15 protein-coding genes and 1 rRNA gene are annotated in these 20,432 nt (G+C 75.0%); 3 read left to right on the top strand and 13 right to left on the bottom strand.

The window, feature by feature from the left end; genetic code table 11:
• The 10 genes from E1300_RS27210 to E1300_RS27165 form a co-directional block, all read right to left on the bottom strand.
• Positions 1 to 315 (bottom strand): acyl carrier protein, encoded by a 315-nt coding sequence (locus E1300_RS27210; RefSeq protein WP_165503026.1) that lies wholly within the window; start codon positions 313 to 315, stop codon positions 1 to 3.
• 85 nt (positions 316 to 400) lie between these two features.
• Positions 401 to 1,090 (bottom strand): GNAT family N-acetyltransferase, encoded by a 690-nt coding sequence (locus tag E1300_RS27205; RefSeq protein WP_131759923.1) that lies wholly within the window; start codon positions 1,088 to 1,090, stop codon positions 401 to 403.
• Positions 1,087 to 2,685 carry an AMP-binding protein gene (locus tag E1300_RS27200; protein ID WP_131759922.1) on the bottom strand — a complete coding sequence of 533 codons (1,599 nt, stop codon included), beginning with the start codon at positions 2,683 to 2,685 and terminating at the stop codon, positions 1,087 to 1,089. The genes E1300_RS27205 and E1300_RS27200 overlap by 4 nt, the downstream gene beginning before the upstream one ends.
• Positions 2,685 to 5,474 (bottom strand): non-ribosomal peptide synthetase, encoded by a 2,790-nt coding sequence (locus E1300_RS27195; protein ID WP_131759921.1) that lies wholly within the window; start codon positions 5,472 to 5,474, stop codon positions 2,685 to 2,687. The genes E1300_RS27200 and E1300_RS27195 overlap by 1 nt, the downstream gene beginning before the upstream one ends.
• Complete coding sequence (locus E1300_RS27190) at positions 5,471 to 5,956, bottom strand: phosphopantetheine-binding protein (protein ID WP_131759920.1); 486 nt, start codon at positions 5,954 to 5,956, stop codon at positions 5,471 to 5,473. The genes E1300_RS27195 and E1300_RS27190 overlap by 4 nt, the downstream gene beginning before the upstream one ends.
• A complete protein-coding gene (locus tag E1300_RS27185) occupies positions 5,949 to 6,473 on the bottom strand; it encodes a phosphopantetheine-binding protein (protein WP_131759919.1) in 525 nt (174 codons plus the stop codon). Before E1300_RS27185 ends, E1300_RS27190 begins: the two co-directional genes overlap by 8 nt.
• The gene (locus tag E1300_RS27180) at positions 6,466 to 7,941 is read right to left on the bottom strand and encodes an AMP-binding protein (protein WP_131759918.1); all 1,476 of its coding nucleotides are present in this window, start codon (positions 7,939 to 7,941) and stop codon (positions 6,466 to 6,468) included. The genes E1300_RS27185 and E1300_RS27180 overlap by 8 nt, the downstream gene beginning before the upstream one ends.
• Before the next feature lie 2 nt (positions 7,942 to 7,943).
• Positions 7,944 to 9,605 (bottom strand): condensation domain-containing protein, encoded by a 1,662-nt coding sequence (locus tag E1300_RS27175; RefSeq protein ID WP_131759917.1) that lies wholly within the window; start codon positions 9,603 to 9,605, stop codon positions 7,944 to 7,946.
• Complete coding sequence (locus E1300_RS27170; protein WP_131759916.1) at positions 9,605 to 10,453, bottom strand: ABC transporter permease; 849 nt, start codon at positions 10,451 to 10,453, stop codon at positions 9,605 to 9,607. The genes E1300_RS27175 and E1300_RS27170 overlap by 1 nt, the downstream gene beginning before the upstream one ends.
• Positions 10,450 to 11,499, bottom strand: a complete 1,050-nt coding sequence (locus E1300_RS27165; protein ID WP_131759915.1) for an ABC transporter ATP-binding protein — start codon at positions 11,497 to 11,499, stop codon at positions 10,450 to 10,452. The genes E1300_RS27170 and E1300_RS27165 overlap by 4 nt, the downstream gene beginning before the upstream one ends.
• A gap of 366 nt (positions 11,500 to 11,865) precedes the next feature.
• On the opposite strand from E1300_RS27165, the gene E1300_RS27160 reads away from it, so the two are divergent.
• Both E1300_RS27160 and E1300_RS27155 read left to right on the top strand, forming a co-directional pair.
• The gene (locus E1300_RS27160) at positions 11,866 to 12,078 is read left to right on the top strand and encodes a phosphopantetheine-binding protein (RefSeq protein ID WP_131759914.1); all 213 of its coding nucleotides are present in this window, start codon (positions 11,866 to 11,868) and stop codon (positions 12,076 to 12,078) included.
• A 17-nt stretch (positions 12,079 to 12,095) separates the two neighbouring features.
• On the top strand, positions 12,096 to 13,580 hold the full coding sequence (locus E1300_RS27155; protein ID WP_131759913.1) for a thioesterase domain-containing protein: 1,485 nt from the start codon (positions 12,096 to 12,098) through the stop codon (positions 13,578 to 13,580).
• Positions 13,581 to 13,687: 107 nt separating this feature from the next.
• Here E1300_RS27155 and murA read toward each other — a convergent pair whose 3' ends face one another.
• Positions 13,688 to 14,989, bottom strand: coding sequence for a UDP-N-acetylglucosamine 1-carboxyvinyltransferase (gene murA / locus E1300_RS27150; protein WP_131759912.1), 1,302 nt, complete (start codon positions 14,987 to 14,989; stop codon positions 13,688 to 13,690).
• A 63-nt stretch (positions 14,990 to 15,052) separates the two neighbouring features.
• Positions 15,053 to 16,522, bottom strand: coding sequence for a protein kinase domain-containing protein (locus tag E1300_RS27145; RefSeq protein ID WP_131759911.1), 1,470 nt, complete (start codon positions 16,520 to 16,522; stop codon positions 15,053 to 15,055).
• A gap of 136 nt (positions 16,523 to 16,658) precedes the next feature.
• On the opposite strand from E1300_RS27145, the gene E1300_RS27140 reads away from it, so the two are divergent.
• The gene (locus E1300_RS27140; protein WP_131759910.1) at positions 16,659 to 19,991 is read left to right on the top strand and encodes a DUF4132 domain-containing protein; all 3,333 of its coding nucleotides are present in this window, start codon (positions 16,659 to 16,661) and stop codon (positions 19,989 to 19,991) included.
• A gap of 306 nt (positions 19,992 to 20,297) precedes the next feature.
• On the opposite strand, the gene rrf is transcribed toward E1300_RS27140, so the two are convergent.
• A 5S ribosomal RNA gene (gene rrf / locus E1300_RS27135) occupies positions 20,298 to 20,414 on the bottom strand.
• Between the last annotated feature and the right edge of the window lie 18 nt (positions 20,415 to 20,432).

Raw genomic sequence — 20,432 nt, 5'->3', positions numbered from 1 at the left:
TCACCCCTCCGTCCGCGCGGCCCTCGCCGCGGTGCGCAGTTCCCTCTGCCGCCGGCTCCCGCCGGCCCTGCGCACCCTGGCGGGAACGGCGCCGGGCGCGGCGTCGCCATGGACCAGGTAGCGGACGAGGGCGCGAATGGTCTGGTTCTGGTAGAACGCCACCAGCGGGATGTCGCGGTCCAGTTCGGCGTTCAGACCGGCGCGCACGTCGGCGATCGCCCGGGACGTTCCGCCGATCTCGAAGATATTGGCGTCGATGTCGATCTCGCGGACGTCCAGCCGCGCCGTCCAGGCCGTCCGCACGCTTTCGGTCATCGCACGTTCCCGCGCATCCATCAACCGCTGTTTCCTTTCGATGGCGGCTTCAATGTCACCACCCGTCCGCCGCGGCCGGCCAGTCTCAGTTCACTTGACCGACGTCCGGTCTCGTTTCGGATGACCGAGCCCGCGGCCGGTCGAACAGTTCCGCCAGGTGCCGGTCCCGCATTCCCGCGAGGTGCTCGCGGGCGAGGACGCGCGCCTCCTCCTTCTCCGCGCGCGGGACGGCGTCGAACATGTCCGCGACGCCGGACGTCAGTCTGAACTCCTCGAACTCGTCGCGCAGGACCGAGCAGAGCGCGGCGTCGTGGTACTCGCCGTCGAGGAAGAAGTGGTCCCGGAGCACGCCCTCGACCACCACGCCCATCCCGAGGACGCCCGTGATGACGTGCTTGTTGAAGAGCCCGACGAGGAACTCGACCCGGTGCGCGTTCAGGGCGCGGAAGAGGTAGTTCAGCAGCAGCATCGTCGATTCGAGCCCGTACCCGCGGTTGAACTGCTCCTTGTCCCCGACTCCGGTACCGACCACATAGCTGCCCGCGTATTCGTCCTTGCGGGTGTAGCTCACCGCTCCGACGCGGCGTTTTCCGCTGTTCTCCACGACCATCAGAAAAGTCGTGGCCCCGTGGAGGTTCTCGTTCTTCAGGTCCTCCGGGGAGAACAGCTTCGGGCGGCCGATGGCATACCAGCTCGTCTCGTTGGAGAACCATTTCGCCAGCCGTTCGTAGTCGCCGCCCGAGCACTGCTCCAGCGAGACGATGGTGCCTTTCATCCGGTGACCTCCGTTGCCTGCGACGGAGCGCGCCCGGCGCGGGCCGCCGTGGCGAGCAGGTCGCGGTCGAGCTTGCCGTTGCCGTTGCGCGGCAGGTCCGGCCGGAACTCGAACCGGCCGGGCAGCATGTAGGCCGGGAGCGACGCGCGCACCAGCGCGGCGAGTTCGGCGGCGGGCACCGGGTCGCCGGTGTAGAACGCGGCCAGGCCGCGGTCGGCGCCCGCGCCCGCCGCCACCACCACGGCCTCGCTGACCCCGGGGTGGGCGCGCAGCACGGCTTCGACCTCGCCGGGCTCGACCCTGTAGCCGCGCACCTTGACCTGCCGGTCCGTGCGTCCGAGGTGCACGAGACCGGCGCCCTCCCTGCGGACCCGGTCGCCCGTCCGGTACCAGAGGCTCCCGTCGCGGGGCCCGGTGCCGGTCCCGGTGCCGGTCCCGCCCGCCTCGCGGCCGTGGAAGCGGCCGGCGTCGTCGGCGGGGTCGAGGTAGCCGGGGAACCGCTGCGGCCCCCGCAGGCACAGCTCCCCCTCCACCGCCTGCCTACCTCGCTCGTCCAGGACGAGGTGCTCCACGCCCGGGAGCGGCTCGCCGATCGGGACCGTGCCGTTCGAGGTCGCCGGCCAGGCGGCCGGGTCCCGCGCCAGGCGGTGCGCCGTGCAGAACACGGTGAACTCCGTCGGCCCGTAGGTGTTCTCGATGACGCTGCCCGGCGCCGCGGCGGCCCACGCGCGGGCCTGCGCGGCCGTCAGCACGTCCCCGCCGAACAGCGTCCAGCGCAGGCCGGGCATGCTGCCCGGGCGCAGGTCTCCCGCCCGCAGCGCGAGCGACACCGCGGACGGGACCGAGAACCAGTGCGTGATCCGGCGGCGGTTCACGTACAGCGACGGACGGAGCGCCTCGTTGCCCGCCGGGACGACGACGGTCGCGCCGCGTCCCCAGCCGAGGAACAGGTCGAACACCGACGGGTCGAAGGTCAGCTCGAAGTTCTGCGAGACCCGGTCGCCCGGGCCGCCGGGGTAGCGGCCGAGGCACGCGCCGAGGAAGGCGTCGGCGTTCGCGTGCGTGACCGGCACCCCCTTGGGCCGCCCGGTCGAGCCGGACGTGAACAGCAGGTAGGCGGTGTCGCCCGGCTCCGGGCGCACCGGCGGGGGCAGGCCCCGCGGCGCCCGGCCGCAGGGGACGGCGGCGGCGCCGGCCAGGTCGCCGTCGGCCACCGGGACCGGCGTCGCCCCGGCCGCCTCCGCCACCTCGGCCGGATGTCCCGCCGCGCCGGCCAGCACCGCGTCGAGGCCCGTCAGCGCGGCGACGGCGCGGTTGCGCTCCACGGCGACGGCCGGGTTCAGGGGAACCACCGCCGCCCCCAGCCGCAGGCCGGCGAGGTAGCCGGCGTACGCGCCCGGGGTGCGCCCGGCCAGCAGGCCCATCCGCCGGGGCGGCGCGCCATGCCGGCGCAGGACCAGCGCGGCGATGCGCCCGGACGCCACCTCCAGCTCCCGGTAGGTCCACGCCCGCCCGCCGATCTCCAGCGCCGGACGGGCGGCGTGCCGGGCGGCGCTCTCGGCGAACCACTCGTACAGGGACCGGAAGCCGGGCATCAGCCGCCTCCCGCGAGGATCGAGCCGGGTACCGCGGCGGGTGTCGCGGTGGACGGAGGACCGGGCAGCGGGCCGGCCGAGGGATCGGACGGCGGGCGGCGCCTGGTCACGTAGGCGACCAGCCGCGGATCGCCCTGGACGTCCTCGCGGACGACCACGGCGGCGTCCGTGACGTCCGGGTGCGCCCGCAGGGCGGCCTCCACCTCGGCGGGCTCGATCCGGTGGCCGTGCAGCTTGACCTGGCGGTCCAGCCGGCCGAGGAACTCGACGCGGCCGTCGGCGAGCCGGCGCGCGCGGTCACCGGTGCGGTAGAGGGTCGATCCGGGCGGCCCGAAGGGGTCGGCGACGAACCGCTCCGCGGTGAGGCCCGGCCGGAAGCGGTAGCCGGCCGCGACGGCGGGCCCACCGAGGCACAGCTCGCCGGGGACGCCCGGCGGCGCGGGCTCGCTCCACCCGTCCAGGATCACGGCCGAGACGTCGCCCATCGGGGTGCCGATCGGCACCCGCGCCATGCCGGGCCGCAGCCTCTCGCACAGCGCCCAGACCGCCGCCTCAGTGGGGCCATAGAGGTTCCACGCGCACGGTGCGGCCGCCGCGAGCGCGCTCGCGAGGGCGGGGTCGAGGGTCTCGCCGCCGCACCAGGCCCGGCGCAGGCCCCAGCCGCCCGCGTCCGCGAGGAACAGGTGCCGCCAGCCGGTCGGTGTCGCCTGGACGGTGGTGACGCGGTGCTCGCGGACGATCCGGGCGACGGCCTCCGGTTCGTGCTGCGCCCCGGGCGGCGCGATGACGACCCGCGCCCCCACGGTGAGCGGGAGGACCAGTTCGGCCAGCGAGATGTCGAACGTCGGCGCGGTCAGGGCGAGCACGGCGTCGCGCTCGTCGAGGCCGGGCCGGGCGGCCATGGCGCGCATGAAGTGCGCGATGGCGCGGTGCGGCACCTCCACGCCCTTCGGGCGGCCGCCCGATCCGGAGGTGAAGAAGACGTAGGCGAGGTCGTCCGGGCGGGGCTGAGCGGCCACCGTCCCCGGCTCCGGTCCGGCGTCTCTCGCTCCGTCCGGCGGAAGCGCGATCACCGGGACGGACGGGAAGGCGGGCCCGGCCGCGTCGGCCGCCGAGCCGATGACCACCGCGGCGGCGGACTCGGCGACGGCGGCGGCGAGGCGCCGCGGCGGGTGGTCGCGGTCCAGCGGGAGGTAGGCCGCGCCGGCCCGCCAGATCGCGAGGATCGCGACGACCAGGTCGGCGCCGCGGTCCAGGTGGACCGCCACGACGGAGGCCGGTCCCGCTCCCGCGGCGCGCAGGCGGCCGGCGAGGGCCGCGCTGCGCCCGTCCAGATCCCGGTAGGTGAGGACGTCCGGGCCGTCGGCAACCGCCGGGGCGTCCGGCCGCTCGGCTATCCGGGCCTCGACCATGTCGAGGACGGTTCCGCCGCCGGCTCGGGCCGCCGCCCGCGCCCCGGTGAGCGGGCCGGTGGTCATTCTCAGATCGCGCAGGGGAACGTCGGGTCTCGCCAGCGCGCTCGTCAGCAGGTTCTCGTAGTGGCGGAGGACTCCCTCCGCGGTGTCCGCGTCGTAGAGGTCGGTGCTGTACAGCAGGCGCAACCGCAGCCCGCCCTCAGCGGGCATCGTGGCGGTGACGTACAGGTCGGTCTGCACCGCCTCGACGAGTCCCGACAGGTAGCGGCATCGCGTCCCGTCGAGGTGGAAGGGGCCGTGACCGGTCCGGATGAAGTTGAACATGCTCTGGAAGGCGGGGGTGGCGGACAGCCGCCGCTCGCCGTCCCGCTCCGCGGCCAGGTCCACGACCGAGAGGCCGGGCCGGTCCAGCGAGCGCAGCGTCTCCCGCCGGACATCGGCGACGAGGCGGTCGAAGGTCGCGGCGGGGTCCGCCCGGACCCGCAGCGGGGCGACGCCGGCGAGCAGGCCCACGAGCCGTTCCGTGCCCTCGCCCGCCCGGCCCGAGGTCGGGACGCCCACCACCACCTCGTCCTGCCCGGCGTAGCGGGCGAGGGCGGCCGTCCAGGCGGCGGCGAGCACCATGAACAGGGACGCCCGGCGCGAGCGGGCGAGCGCGCCGGCGGCCTCCAGCAGGTCCGGTCCGGCGATGCGCTCCACCGTGGCGCCGCCGTACGTCGACACGGCCGGACGCGGCCGGTCCGGCGGGACCACCGAGTACGGCGGAGCCCCGGCCAGCCGGTCCCGCCAGTACGCGAGGCCGCGCTCCGCCTCCGCGCGCGCCTCGCCGGAGCTTTGCCTCCGCAGGTGCTCCGCGAAGCCGAGCGGCGGCGGCGCCGGGTCCCAGTCGCGGCCTTCCATGCGCGCCCGGTACGCCTCTTCGATGTCCTCCCACAGCAGGCCGAGCGACCACGCGTCGCAGACCAGGTGGTGGGCGACCAGCAGGAGGACGGAGGCCTCGGGGGCGCACCGGATCAGGGTCGCCCGGACCAGCGGCGGCGCCGCCAGGTCGAAGGGGCGGTTGGCCTCCGCGGTCGCCGCGCGCCGCCCGTCGCCGCCGTCCAGGTCGATGACGGACAGGCCGAGCCCGGCACCGCCGTGGACGCGGGCCACCGGCGCACCGTCCCGCAGGTGGAAGCCCATACGCAGGGCGTCGTGCCGCCGGGCGAGGTCCCCGAGGGCGGCGTCGAGCGCGGCGGCGTCCACCGGTCCCTCGACCTCGTGCGCCGCGGCGAGGTGGTGCATCGCCGTGCCCGGGACGAGCTGCTCGCGGACCCACATCGCCAGTTGCCCGCTCGTCAGCGGCTCCCCTCCGTCCGCCGCCTTCCCGGTCATCGCTCCGCCCCTTCGTGAAGCGCGGATTCTTCGCGGAGGACGGTGGCGAGCCTTCGAGGTGTCGGGCTCTGGAAGAAGCGGAGCGCCGGGATCCGGGTTCCGAGCCGTTCGGCGATGAGCGCGAGGGCCGCGACGGCGTGCACGGAGGTGCCGCCGAGGTGGAAGAAGTTGTCGTCCGCGCCGGCCGCGGGGCGGTGCAGCACCTCGGCGAAGACGGCGGCGATCCGTTGCTCGGCCGTCCCGGACGGCCCCGCGCCTTCCCGCGGTGCGCGCCCGCCGTCCTGGACGGGCCGGGGCGGCGGGGCGGGCAGGGCGGCGCGGTCCAGCTTCCCGCTCGCGGTGCGCGGCAGCTCGTCCACCTCGACTATCACGCTGGGCACCATGTGGGCCGGAAGCCACTCGCCGACGAAGGCGCGCAGCTCGTCGGCGCGGTCCCCGCCCGGGAAGCCGCTCGGAAGCGCGGCGGCGCGGTCCTCACCCATGGCCGGGCGCCGTCCTGCGGGCCAGCTCGGCGATCGTGGCCAGCTCGAACAGGTCGCCGAGCGCCACCTCCGAGCCGAGCTCCGCGGCGAGCTCGGTCACGATGACCGCGGCGGTGACCGAGTCCCCGCCCGCCTCGATGAAGTCGTCGTGCACGCCGATCCACGGGCGTTCCAGCACCCGGCACCACAGGTCGGCGAGCCGCCGTTCGGCGTCGGTGCGGGGCGCCTCGAAACGGTAGACGGCCGGCCAGGACGCGAGCCGCTCCCGGATGCCGGCGACGTCCGGCCGTCCGCCCTCCCCGCGCGGGATGTCGGGGAACAGCGCGATCGCCGCCGGCACCGCCTCCGGCCCGAGCTCCGCGGCGATGTGCAGGGCGAGGTCGGGACCGGCGGCGTAGTCCACCGGCACCACGACGGCGACCGCGCCGTCCTCCAGGACGCCCGCGCCGAGCACCGCGGCGTCGGCCACGTCGGGATGCGCGCGGAGGACGGCCTCGCACGCGATCGGATCAGCCAACGGATCCCTCCGTTCCCGCGAGCCGCCGGCGCAGCAGCTTGCCGGCCCCGGTCCGCGGCAGCTCGGTGACGAAGCGGACGTCCCACGGCACCTTGTGCGGAGCCAGCCGGGCCGCCGCGCGGGCGGCGATCCCCGCCGCGTCCGGCTCGGCGCCCGGCCTGCCGACCACCAGGGCGACGAGCCGCGAACCGAGCAGCTCGTCGTGCTCGCCCACCACCGCGACGTCCAGCACGTCGGGGTGCCCCGACAGGACGCCCTCCACCTCGGCCGGGTAGACGTTGCCGCCGCCGACGATCACCATGTCGTGGCGGCGGGGCGCGAGGTAGAGGTAGCCGTCGGCGTCGAGACGGCCGAAGTCGCCCACGCTAAGGAATCCGTCCAGGGTCCTGCGCAGGCCGTGCCCGGTCGGGTCGCTCCCCCGCCGCACCGTCCGCCGCATGAAGACCTCGCCGACCGTGCCCGCCGGGACGGGACGCCCCGCCTCGTCCAGCACGCGGATCTGGGTGCAGAAGCCCCGTCCCACGGACCCGGGATGGGCCAGCCACTCGCGGCCGTCGAGCAGGGTGGTGCCGACCGCCTCCGTCGCGCCGTAGACCTCGTACAGCCGCTCCGGGCCGACGAGGTCGATCCAGGCGCGCTTGAGCTCCGGCGGGCAGGGCGCCGCCGTGTGCACGACGGCGCGCAGCGACCTGAGATCGGGGCTCCCGGTCCGGAGCGCGTGCAGCGCCCACGCCATGTGCACGGGCGCGAGCTGCGCCCACTGGATCGCGTGCCGCTCCATCGCCGCCAGCATCAGGCGCGCGTCGAACCGCGGGAGCAGGACCAGCGTGTTCGCGTCCAGCAGCCCTTCCCAGCAGCACATGAACGGCGCGGCGTGGTGCAGCGGTCCCACGATGAGCTGCCGCTGCCCGTGCGTCCAGCCGACCGCGCGCAGCATGGCGTTGGGGACGCGCGCCGGGTCGTGGTCGAGCGCCCCGGGATGCCGGACGAGCCGGGGGTTCCCCGAGGAGCCGCCGGTGGCGAGCAGGTAGCCGGCGTCCCCGCCGATGCCGTCGTCGTGGAGGGCGCCGTCCTCGATGCCGCCGGGGCCGTCGCTCTTCCAGAGGTCGTCCGCGAGGACGGGACGGTGCGTCTCCGCGAGCGCCGCGAGCACCCGTCGCGCCTCCGGCGCGGGTGCCAGCGGGTCGCGGGCGAGGAACGGCACCCCGGCGCGCATGCAGGCGGCGAACTCTACGACGGTCTTGGCGGAGTTGGCCGCGTCGACGACGACGGCGAAGGGGCCCGCGGCCCCGGCCCGCAGCCCCCGCAGCCTCCGGGCGAGCCCGGCGGACGCCTCGTCCAGCTCGGCCCAGGTGAGGACGGAGTCGCCGGCGCCGTCCCGGCCCGCCGTCACCACCGCGGGCTCATGCGGGTGGCGCGCGGCGAGGGCGCCGATCCGCTCGTCCGCGGACACGCGGGTCGCGGCCATCGTCACCCCCGGCCCGCGTCGCGGCGCAGGCCGGCCGCGACGGCGCGCAGGGGCATGGGCGTTCCGACGTGCTCCTCCCGCAGGCCCCGGTAACCGCGGCGGGCCAGCTCGGCGGCGACGCGCGGCACCGAGCGCAGGCGGCCGCCGGCACCGACGTAGTCGAGGGCGAGGTCGACGGCGTCCAGCGGATGTGTCACCTTCAGCGCGCCGACGAGCGCCTCCTCCGCGGGCGTCGGCGGACCGCCTCGTCCTGCGCCGGGCCCCGGTGCCGCTTCCGGCGCCCGCTCCGGCCCGGCCTGCGCGCCGGTCCCCTGCGGTACGGGCGGGATGCCGAGCTCCCCGGCGAGCTGCGACAGGCTGAGGCGGGGGTCGTCCGCGGCGAGGCTCAGGCCCCGGGCCGTCCAGCGCAGCAGCCGGTCGATCTCGGCCGCCGGGATCATCGCGGTGTCGGAGTCGAGCGCGAGCACCAGCTCCTCGTCCACGACCTGGGCTCTGAACAGGGCGTAGCCCGGGCGGCCCGTGTCGTCGTACCGGTGCGTGATCGGCGGCGTCCCGGCGCCGGTGCGGGCGGTGCGTGCCCGCACCGCCGGCGTTCCGGGCAGGAAGTCGTAGTCCAGGCCGAACCACGGGGCGAAGCCCCGCTCCCGCTCGACCCGGACGAGCAGCTCCCGCACCTCGTCGGCCGGGTACTCGGTGTGCCGGTAGGCGTCGACCGACTCCCGCCACGCACGGCGCAGCACCTCCGCCGCCGACGGGTCCCCGGAGAGGTCCAGCACCAGGTAGGCCGGCTGGTAGAGGCCCTGCACGCTGGAGCGGTACCGTCCGAGCGACCGGTTGGCGGCGAGGCTGCGGACGGCGCACGAGCCCCGGCCGGTCCGCAGCGCCAGCACGGCGGCCAGCATCGCGAGGACGGCGCTCGGCCTGGTCGTCCGTCCGTGCCGGCACAGGGCGTCCACGTCGGCGAGCATCCCGGCTGAGCGCAGCTCCCCCTCCACGTAGCGCGCGCTCGCGTCGTCCGGCCGGGCGAGGGGCGGGAACGGAGACGGCGGCGCCGCGGCGAAGACGCGCGCGAGCCGGGCGAGCGCGGCGTCCGCCTTGGCCCGGCCCGCGGCGGACCGCTCCTCGGCGGCCCGGTCGAGCGGCTGCTGAGGCAGGACGTCGCCGGTTCGGGAACCGCCGAGGACGGCCAGCAGCTGCTCGCGGACCACGACCACGCTCCAGCCGTCCATCAGGAGCCGGTCGCCCGCGAACCCGACGGCGAGGACCCGGTCGTCCTTGACGGCGAGCACCGCCCGCCAGCGCGCATGCCCGCCGGAGTCCCGGCCGGGGTGCCCGAAGGTGCCCAGCATCTCCTCGGCGCCGTCGCGGAAGCGGGACAGCGGCACCGTGCGCAGCGGCGGCTCGACCGTCCCCGCCGGGTGGACGGTCTGGACCGGGATCCCGTCGTCGCCGACGCCGACGGAGGTGCGCAGGACCTCGTGCCGGTCCATCAGCGCGCGGAACGCCGCTTCGACCTCGTCCGGCCGCGGCCTGCGCGCCAGGTAGAAGACGCCGCTCATCGGCGGATACCGCTGGTCCGGTGCGTTCCAGTACTGGTTCCACCAGACCATCTCCTGGTACCAGGTGAGCGGCCCGCACCGCTCCGCCGCGACGGCGCCGCCCATCAGAACCGCCCCGTCTTGCCGGTCCGGCGGGCGTGCCCGACGCTCACCCACAGCAGCGCCATCGCGGCGGCGCCGAGGGGCAGCGACTCGGCGAGCAGGAGAAGCAGCCGCCCCGCCTGGCCTCCCAGCGACCCGCCGTCCGGCACGGCGCCGCGCAGCGCGTCCAGCAGGTGCGTCGGGGGCAGCGCCGCCCCGATCGCGCGGAACGCTCCAGGCAGGACCGCGAGCGGGTAGGTGACGCCGCAGAGCAGGGTGAACAGGCCGCGGACGGTCTGCAGCGCGCCCGCCGCGTCCTGGAGGGAGAGGGAGGCGGTCGCGAACACCCCGGCCAGCGCCATGAGGACGGGGAAGGCGACGAGCAGGACGACGAGCCAGCGCAGCAGGCCGGCCGGATCCGGGCCCGTGCCGAACAGCAGCCGCATCGACGCCGCCGCGCTCGCGACCACCACCAGCGCGGGCAGGAGCTGCGCCGGGGCGGTGCCGAACAGGAGGGTGAACCGCGACGTCGGGCTGGCGAAGACGACCTCGAACGAGCCCCGCTCGCGCTCCTGCCGCAGCGCGAGGCCGGGCCCCCACAGGACCACGGTGACCAGCAGGTACACCGACCAGCCCAGGTAGAGGAAGGTCACGACGTCGCCGGTTCCGGCCCGGTCGGCGAACGCGGCCGTAGGCGCGGGCCCGCCTGCGGAGAACGCCTCCGCCTGGGCGATGTAGGCCAGCGGCAGCAGCACCATCCACAGCGCGAGCGAGACCAGCTCGGCCGGGTAGCGCCGCATCAGCCGCAGCTCCTTGCGGGTCGTGGCGGCGAGCGCGCGGTACTCGCACGCCAGGCGGCCCGCCGCGCTCATTCCAGCCCCTCCTTCCCGGTGAGCGACAGGAACACGTCCTGCAAGGTGACCGGCTCGATGTCCACCTTGCGCACGGTCGCGCCGAACCGGTTCGCGACCTCCACCAGGGGCGGCAGCAGGTCGGTCCCGTGGGCGAGGTGCAGGACCAGGTCGAGGTCCCGGCCGTCGAGCCGCCGGCCCGCCACCGCGGCGAAGCGGCCGACGGCCTCGACGACCGCGCCGTCCCGCCCGTCCCGGCCCAGGGACAGCCGCACCCGCGCCAGCCGCTCCGCCTCGACGAGCCGCTTGAGCTCCTCGGGGGCGCCGAGCCGCACCAGCCGGCCCCGGTCGATGATCGCGACGCGGTCGCAGAGCCGGTCGGCCTCGTCCATGTTGTGGGTCGTGATCAGGAGGGTGCGGCCCTCGTCCCGCAGCCGGACGATCCGCTCGTGCAGCTGCGCCGCCGACCTGGGGTCGAGGCCCGAGGTCGGCTCGTCGAGCAGCAGCACGCTCGGTGCCTGGAGCAGCGCGCGGGCCAGCGAGAGCCGCTGCCGCATCCCCGTCGAGTACCGCTCGGCGTAGTCGCCGGCGCGGTCGAGCAGGTCCACGTCCCGCAGCACCTGCTCGATGCGCCCGGGGATCTCGCGCGGCGGCAGGTGGTAGAGCGCGGCGAAGTACTCCAGGTTCTCGCGGCCGGTGAGCTTCCAGTAGACGCTGCGCTCCCCGCCGATCACGACGCCCAGCATGCGCCGCGCGGCGTCCGGCCGGCCGACGGCGTCGATCCCGCAGACCTCCACGCGCCCCCGGGACGGCTCCAGCAGCGTGGCGATCATGCGCACGGTCGTCGACTTGCCCGCGCCGTTCGGGCCCACCAGGCCGAAGATCTCGCCCCGCGGGATGCGGAGGTCCACGCCGTCGACGGCGTAGACCTCGCGCCGCGTGTCGGGTGCCCGCCGCAGCCGCTGCCCGATCGTCCGGCGGCCCTGCCGGAACGCCTTGGCGACGTCGGACAGGGCGACCGCGTCCGTGGCCGGCGCCTCCGTCGCCGTGTCCGCGACCGCCGTCACGGGGCGCTTCCAGCCGGGACGCCGGAGGCCGGCCGAGCGCCCGGAGGACGGGCGGCGCCCGCGCCGACGGCCATGGCGCCCGCGCCTCGGGGGAATGATGTCCAGCTCACAGCGGCTCAGTCCACCAGCGCCGCCGAGGCGGCGACAAGTCACCTTTCGACCGTCTCTCACATGCGCTTTTCCGCCCGCTCCGAAAGAGGTGACATTCTCGGGTCACTTTTGGCATGTCTCTTTTCGATTGACTTCCTCGGGAGACTGGGCAACCCTCTCCAAGATCACGGACACTGGCTGACACCCGGCGGACGCGCATGACCCTCTGGAGGCACCACGGACACCGAGATACCGCCCGAGGACCTCAGCGTTCGGATGCGGCAGATCTGGGAGGAAGTGCTCCGAGTTCCCGTCGGGGACGGCGACTCCTTCTTCGCCCTCGGCGGCGACTCCCTGACCGCCGTCCGCATCGTCAACCGGGTGCGCGAACGGCTCGGCGCAGCCCTGACCGTCCTCGACGTCTTCGACGCTCCCACCGTGCCCGAGCTGACCATCGTCGCTCACCGCACACTGATCACCGTTGACTGAGAGCTGGCGAGGTGCCAATGACCATGACGGGCGAGCACGCGGCCTGGCTACACCGCCTTAACGACAGACCGCGCCCCGCAGTACGCCTGTTCTGCTTTCCCAGCGTCGGCGCGGGACCCAACATGTTCGCCGACCTCTCCGGCCGGATCGACGGCCGGATCGAGATGTGGGGCGCCGCGCTCCCGGGCCGCGAGGCCCGCTTCTCCGAACCGCCGCCCACCGACCTGGACGAGGTCGTCTGGACGCTCACGCAGGCCCTGCTGCCCCACACCGAGCGCCCCTACGCGCTCTTCGGCTACTGCTCCGGCGCCCTGCTCGCCTACCTGGTGGCGCGCCGGCTGACCGAACTCGGCGTCCCCGCCCCCCTCCGCCTGATCGTCGCCAACTATCCGCCCCCGCACGTGGAGAACAGGACGGCCAGGGACGTCGGGGCACTCGGCTCGGAGGACTTCTGGCGGCGGATCATCCAGCTCGACGGCGTCCCCGAGCAGATCACCCAGATGGAGGACCTCCGGGACGTGTTCGAGCCCGTGTTCCGCGCCGACTACCGGCTGATCGCCCAGTACGAGCACCGCGACACGCTCCCCATCGGCCTCCCCGTCACGCTCCTCTCGGGCGGCCTCGACCCGCTGAGCGACCAGGACGTGACCGGCTGGGCCCGGCACAGCGACGGCGGCGTGCACCATGAGATCATCCCGGGCAGCCGCTGGTTCGTCCTCGACGCGGTCGATGAGCTGTCCCGGCGGCTCGACAGGCTCCTGACCGCGGCGCACCCGGGCGTCCTCACCTTCCGCGAGGTCCCCGGGCCGCGGCCTCCGTCGCCGGGGAGCCCGCGCGATGTCGTCTTCCTCCACGACGGCTCCCTCGCACTGTCCGGCGCCCTGAACGCCTTGGAGTCGGCGCGGAACCTGTACTCCGTCACCGCCGTCCGGACTCCCGCGGACGTGCACCACCACCTCGCCGCCCGTCCCGGCGAGACCGGCGTCCTCATCGTCGGGCTGCCCCCGGTCGTCAACTCCGAGTTCCTGAGCCACGTCCGGGCCTGGACCCGATCGGCGCTGGTGCTCGCGATCGCCAGGACGGCCGACTTCGCCCAGCTCACCACGCTGACGGAGGCCGGAGTGAACGGCTACATGGACATGGACATGGAGCCCGAGGCGCTGTTCGCGGCGCTCACCCTGCTCTCCAGGGGCCGGTTCCTGCTCTCCGGCTCGACCGAGAGCGGCCTCCTGCGCCGCGTCGCCGAGGCCGAGCGGCCCCGGTACCCGTCCCCGCCCGCCATGCTCGGCGAGCTGACCGAACGCGAGGGCCAGGTGCTCGGCCTGGTCGCCGACGGCTGGACCCACAAGCAGATCAGCACCAGGCTCGGGCTGTCCAAGGCCACCGTGGACACCTACGTCCAGCGCATCAGGCAGAAGCTCGGCCTGCACAACAAGGCCGAACTCACCCGCGCCGCCGTCGAATACGGCCTCAGCCCGGCGGTGCAGCCCGCCACCGACTGAAGACGGCCCCCACCGCCCCGGACGGTGCCGCAGGCCGGCGGGGGTGCCGCGGGCATCGGCACCCCGCGCCGATCAAGCACCTGGAAGGCCCGGCTCCCTTACGCGCCCTAGACGGCGCGGAGCGCGAGGCCCAGGCCGCGGAACTGCTCGACGGGGTGGTGGTAGCCGCGCTCGATGTGGTGGACGCCCCGCAGCGTGGACGGGCCCTCCGCCACCGCCGCGGCGAGCACCGCCGAGAACCCGGCCCGGATGTCGGGCATGGTCACGTCCCCGCCGCGCAGCTTGCTGACCCCGCGCACGACCGCCGAGTGCAGGGCGGGCGTGTCGTGGTAGCGGCAGGCCGGGCCGCCGAGGCAGGTGTCGTACACCTCGATCTCCGCGCCCATGCTCTGCAGCGCCGGGACGTAGGCGAGCCGGTTCTCGTACACCGTCTCGTGCAGCACCGACATGCCGTCCGCCTGGGTGAACAGCACCATCAGCGGGGTCTGCCAGTCCGTCGCGAACCCGGGGTGGGTGTCGGTCTGCACCGCCGCGGGGCGCAGCCCGTCCGGCGCCGACGCCATGATCCAGTCATCGGTGATCTCGAACCGGGCGCCCATCCCGGTCAGCGTGGTGATCGCGGTGACGAGGCGGTCCTGCGGGCAGCCGTGCACCCGGACCTCGCCGCCGGTGACCAGGCCCGCCACCAGGTAGGAGAACGCCTCGATGCGGTCGCCGGCCAGCCGCGTCTGCGCGCCGCTCAGCCGCTCGACGCCCTCCACCACGATCCGCCGGTCCGGCGCGAAGGAGATCCGGGCGCCCATCCGCTGGAGGAACAGCGCCAGCTCGATGATCTCCGGTTCGGTCGCCGCGTTCCGGATGACGGTCTTGCCCTCCGCGCGGACCGCCGCCAGCAGCACCGTCTCGGTCGCGCCGACGCTCGGGTACGGGAGGTCGATGCGCGTCCCGACGAGCCGCGACGCCCGCGCGTGGATGCCGTCCGCCGCGTGGGTCACCTCGGCGCCGAACGCGCGCAGCGCGTCCACGTGGAAGTCGACCGGGCGCCGCCCGATCGGGTCGCCGCCGACCAGCGGCACGAACGCCTCGCCCGCCAGGTGCAGCAGCGGGCCGAGCATGAGGATCGGGATGCGGTTCAGGCCGGTGAACGCCTTGCCGACGCTCGGGTCGGCGACCGGCGCCGGAACGACCGTGATCTCGCCGCCGGACCGCTCGACGGTCATCCCGACGTGCTCGATCATGCCGGCGGTGATCCCGACCTCGCCGACGTCCGGCGCGTTGCGGATCGTGCTCGGCTCGGCTCCCAGCATGGCCGCCACCATGTGCTTGCTGACGGCGTTCTTGGCCCCGCGCACCGTCACGTCGCCGCGCAGCGGCCCCGACGGCTCGATCTCCCACAACTTGTCGGTCATTCGGAAAGCCTACGGCGGCTCCGCAGGTGGACCAACCGAATCCACGGAAAGGCCATGTCCGGTCTACCTGACCGTCAGGGCGGGGAGGCGGCCGCGGCTCGTGGCCCGCCCGTCCGCCGGTGACGCCTGGGCGCCCGTCCCGGCGGCGGTCCGCGTCATCCGGGGCGGGTTCCACGGCGACAGCAGGTACGCGCCCGGCTTCGTGGAGGCGTCCACCGTGAAGGCGTAGACGCTGCGGGCGACCGTGGTCCGCGCGCAGCCCTTCACCGCGGTCTGCGGCTTCGCCCGCCGGACCGTGGCGGCGAGCCGCGTCCCGCTGCTCCGCGCGGGCAGCAGCCCGGCCGTCCGGGGGTAGAGCCACAGCGCCCCGGCGGACCCGTCGCCGACCCGCCACCCTCCCGCGGCGGTCGCGGGCGGGCAGGCCGACCGGTCGACGCGCCGCTCCACGACCCGGACGGTCACGGCGTTCCCCGCGTGGACGACGGCGGGCGACACGGTCAGCGCGACGTCGATCCGCTGGCGGGCCCCCGCCACCCCTCCCGCGGTCCCCGCCGCCGGCCCGGCGAGGTACGTCAGCCGGCCTCGGGACAGGCCGCTTCCCGGCTGGGCGGGCGGCGTGCTGACCACCGGGTCCGCCGCCCGCCGCGGCTCGTCGCCGCCCGCGGCCTTCGCGATGCCGAACGTCCCGAACCCGCACACCAGGCCCACCGCCACGACGGCGGCCATCGGCTTCAGCAGGCCGGGCCGCTCCTCCGCCGCCTCCGGCTCCGGCTCCGGCGAGGCCACCGGAGGCACCGCGGCCGGCGGGGTGATCGGCGCGGCGACGTTCACGGGGGCGGGCGCGGCCCGCGACCACGCACCGCCCGCGACGGCGTCCACCAGGGCCGCGAACTCCATGGCGGACTTCGGCCGCGCCGGCGGGTAGCTCGCCATCCCGCGGGCGATCAGGGCCCGCGCCCCCTCCGGCACCCGCTCCAGCGCGGCGACGCCACGCCCCGGCGGACGCCCCGTGAGGCACTGGTAGAGCACGGCCGCCGCCGCGTAGAGGTCGCCCGCGGGCGAGATCTCCCCCTCCAGCCGCTCGGGCGCCACGAAGCCCGGCGTGCCCCGCGCGTCCAGCCCGAACCCGGTGACCTTGCAGGCGCCGCCCACGACGAGGACGTTCGCCGGCGTCAGGTCGCGGTGGACGATGCCCGCCCGGTGCGCCGCCGCGAGACCCAGCAGGCAGCCCTTCAGCACGCGCAGGGCCGCGTCGGGCGCCATCGGCCCCGACTCCGCGATCAGCCGCTCCAGCGTCACCCCGTCCACGGCCTCCATCACCAGGGCGCGGCGGCTCTCCACGTACTCGTGGACCCGCACCACGTGAGGGTCGCGCAGTTCCGCCAGGATGCGCGCGTCCCCCGGCACGATCTCCGCTCGGTCCAGGATGACGACCTGCTCGCCGAAGCCGTCGCGCACCGCCTCGACGACACGTCCCGCCGGTCCCTCGCTCAGGACCCTCACCACGGAATAACCCGGAACGTCCCAAGTCATGGGCTGTACCCTGCCGCCTGTCCGGGGGCCGCCGCAACCACGCCTTGGTCACAATGCGCCGCCCCGCACACCACCGGCCGCGATGCTCGCCGCCGGGCCGCCGGGGCCGTCCGACCGCGCCGCTACGGTGACCGCCATGAGCGATCACCGCCCCTCGCCGCCGGACGAGGACGTCCTCGTGCTCCCCGCCGAGGCGCGCCGTGCGCTCCACCCGCGGCGCGGCGGCGCGTCCGGCGAGCCGGTCACCGTGGAGCCGGCCGCCGCGGCCCGGATCCGGGGCATCGTGGACGGGCTCTGGCCGGACGCGAGCGCCCTGCGCGCGACGATCGCGGGCCTGCCGGAGTGGGCCGAGCGCGCCGAACGCTACCGCGCCGGAGAGGCCGATCCCGCAGGCGCGGCGGCGGTCATGACGGCGCTCGTGCTGCGGTCCCCCACGCTCTCCTCCTCGGACGCGGCCGCAAGGCACCGCTTCCCCGACGCGCGGGACCAGAGCGAGTTCGTCGACGCCTGGGCCGGGGAGCACGGCCTCGCCTTCGCCGCGTGCGCGCTGGTGGAGCTGGGCACGATCGCCGCCCGCGCGATCGGCGGGCGCGGCGTCCGGTTGCGCCTCCGGGACGGCGGGGAGCTCCGCGTCGCACCCGAGGCGGCCCGGCGGATGCGTTCCCTGCTCGCCACCGCGGACGACGCCGCCTACCGCGACGCGATCGGACAGCTGGCCGGGCACCGGCGCACCCGCGAGCAGATGGCGCTCGTGTCCTACCTCGTCCCCACCCGACAGGACTGGCTCGACGAGTGCCTTCAGACCTCGACGCCCGCGGACGAGCCGAACTGGTGGTTCCTGCGCCACGCGCTCAGCACGCCGAAGCACCTCGCGACTCCCGGGGTCCTGTCCCCCGGTTCCTGCCCGGAGGGCCTGCTCGTGACGCTGGCGGACGCCGCCGGAGAGGACGCCCTCCCACTCTTCCTCACGACCCTGGACCACGGGCGCCTCAACGCCGCCGAACGCCGCCGCCTCCTCGACGTGATCGCCCTGATGCCTTTCGACGGAGCCTTCCAGGCGCTGATCGACCGGGCGTCCAGGAAGTACGTCCTCCCCGCGCTGATCACGGCGGCATCGCGGTTCCCGGCGCGGGCCCTGCGGCTGCTCCCGCCCGCCGCGTCCCGGAGCCGGCCGATCGCCGCGCTCCTCACCGACCACGTGCGGGCGCACCCGGACACGGTGGCGGCGCTCGCACCCGGCCTGCCCACCGCGTCCCGCACGATCGTCACGGCGGCCGCTGCGTCCGGTACGCGCGTCCCGGAGGCAGGCCCGGACGGTCTGCCCCGGCTCCTGACCGAACCGCCGTGGACGCGCCCACGGAAGCCGGCGAGACCGATCGTCGTCACGGACCTGGCGCCGCCCACCACCCGGCGGACCGCCTGGGCCCTAGGCGAGCGCGAAGCCTGGGCGACCCCGTACCTGCCGCCCGGCGCCCACCGCTACCCCGCCGCCACGGACTGGCCCGCGGTGATCGAGGAGTACCGCGCAGGACGCCTCACCTACGCCGGCCTGTTCGCCCAGGGGCCCGAGGAGTGGATCCGACCCCTGCTCGCCGAGTGGACGGAGCACGACGCCTGGCACGCCGGCGACCTACCGTGGCTGCGCCACATGGCGGGCAGGTTCGGCCTCGACGCGCTCCCCGTCCTCCTCAACGCGGCGCAGGTGAATCCGGCGGGATGCGGCCAGGTCCTCGTGCCCTTCCTGGACGCCGGGATCGCCGAGCTCATGGCCCGATGGCTGGCACGGACGAAGGCGGCACGCCAGGCGGCCGTCTCCTGGTTCGGCAGGCACGGCGTCCATGCCGTCCCGCTGCTGGTACCCGCCGCGCTGGGCCGCTCCGGACCGTCCCGGAGGCAGGCCGAAGCCGCCCTGCGGCTCCTAGCCGCCGACCTGGGCGCGGAGGACGTTGCGCATGCCGCGCGTGGCCTCGGTGAGGAAGCCGCGAACGCGGTGGAGGCGCTCGTCATGGCCGATCCGCTGACACTCCCGCCAGCGCGCGTACCGAAGCTCCCCGAATGGGCGAACCCCGCGCTACTTCGCCAGATCCTCCTGCGCGGACGCGAACGGGCGCTACCCACAGCCGCGACCGGGCACGTCCTGACAATGCTGGCGATGTCGAAGCCCGGCGAGCCGTACGCCGGCATAAGCGCCCTCCAGAAGGCATGTGATCCGCCATCGCTAGCCGAGTTCGCTTGGGCGCTCTTCCAGCGTTGGGAACGGCACGGCGCGCCCGCCAAGGACTCCTGGGCCCTGGACCAGCTCGGCCTTCTCGGCGACGACGCGACCGCGCTCCGCCTCGCGCCAGTGATCCGCGCCTGGCCAGGCGACGGCGGTCACCAGAAGGCCGTCCGGGGACTGGACGCCCTCGCCGCCATCGGCACCGACATCGCGCTCGTCCAACTGCACGGCATCGCCGAACACGTCAGGTTCAAGGGCCTCAGGGCCCGCGCACGCGACCGGATCACCCTCATCGCCACGGCGCGAGGGCTGACCCCCGACCGCCTCGCCGACCGGCTCGTCCCCGACTTCGGCCTGGACGCCGACGGCAGCATGACCCTCGACTACGGCCCGCGCCGCTTCACCGTCGGCTTCGACGAGACGCTCGAACCGTTCGTGATCGGCGACGACGGGCGCCGGCGCACGACCCTGCCCAAGCCCGCGGCCGGCGACGACGCCGCGCTCGCGGCGGCGGCGCACCAGCGCTTCTCGGCGATGAGAAAGGTCGCGCGAACGGCCGCCGCGGAACAGATCCGCCGCCTCGAACGGGCCATGGTCACGCTGCGCCCGTGGTCGGTGGACGAGTTCATCGCCCTGTTCGTCCGGCATCCCGTGGCCTGGCACATCGCACGCCGCCTCGTCTGGCTCGCCGAGGACGGCCGAAGCGGCGAGCACGCGAGCCGGACCGCGACCGCGTTCCGGCTCGCCGAGGACCGCACACCGGCCGACGTCGACGACCGTGCGTTTCCTCTACCGGAGACCGCGACCGTCCGGATCGCCCACCCGCTCGACCTGGACGACGGCCTCCCGGCCTGGCAGGAGCTCTTGGACGACTACGAGATCTTGCAGCCCTTCCCCCAGCTCCGGCGGCCGACCTACGCACTGACCGAGGACGAGGCACGCGCCGACCGCCTCACGCGCTTCGAGGGCGTGACGGCACGCTCCGCCGGGGTCCTCGCGCTGCGGCACCGCGGCTGGGAGCGGGACAACCCCGCCACGGTCCACCGTCCTCTACCGGACGGCCGGCTCGTCATGATCGACCTGAGCCCTGGCCTGTACGTCGCCGAGATGGAGGAGATACCGCACCAGGAGCTGCGTTCCGTCCGGCTCGCCGACCGCGCCGCCGGTGCAGCCCCGCGGCGCTTCGGCGACCTCGATCCGGTGACCGCCTCGGAAATCATCGCCGACCTGACCGCCCTGACCGGCGCCTAGACGGCGTCACCCGTCCCGATCTTCCCCTGCGCTGCCACGGTGGTCGCGCCGATGCGGTGAAGCTGTGTGGGTGGCACCGGCGCGGCCATGACTCCGTACCTTGTTGAACGGTCCAAAGTGTGCCGGACGCAACGTTGCAGCCGCGTTGCCGAGGATTCTCCCAGGATGCGAGGTACGACCCCTTGCCGACGCTCCCGACGAGGTCACGCGCCGTCCCGAGACAGCTGAAGCCACTACGGAAGACCCGAGAACCACTCCAGAAATGAGAAAGGCCCCGCCGTGACGGCGGGGCTTCCTGCAATATGAGTCCGGCGGTGTCCTACTCTCCCACACAGTCTCCCATGCAGTACCATCGGCGCTGAGAGGCTTAACTTCCGGGTTCGGGATGGGACCGGGTGTTTCCCTCTCGCCATAACCACCGAACGACCAACCCCAACACCC

Origin of the sequence: Actinomadura fibrosa, from assembly GCF_900659615.1 — a bacterium.
Lineage (GTDB): Bacteria > Actinomycetota > Actinomycetes > Streptosporangiales > Streptosporangiaceae > Spirillospora > Spirillospora fibrosa.
The sequence above is the reverse complement of the archived record's forward strand: the minus strand, read 5'-3'. Positions and strand labels throughout refer to the sequence as shown.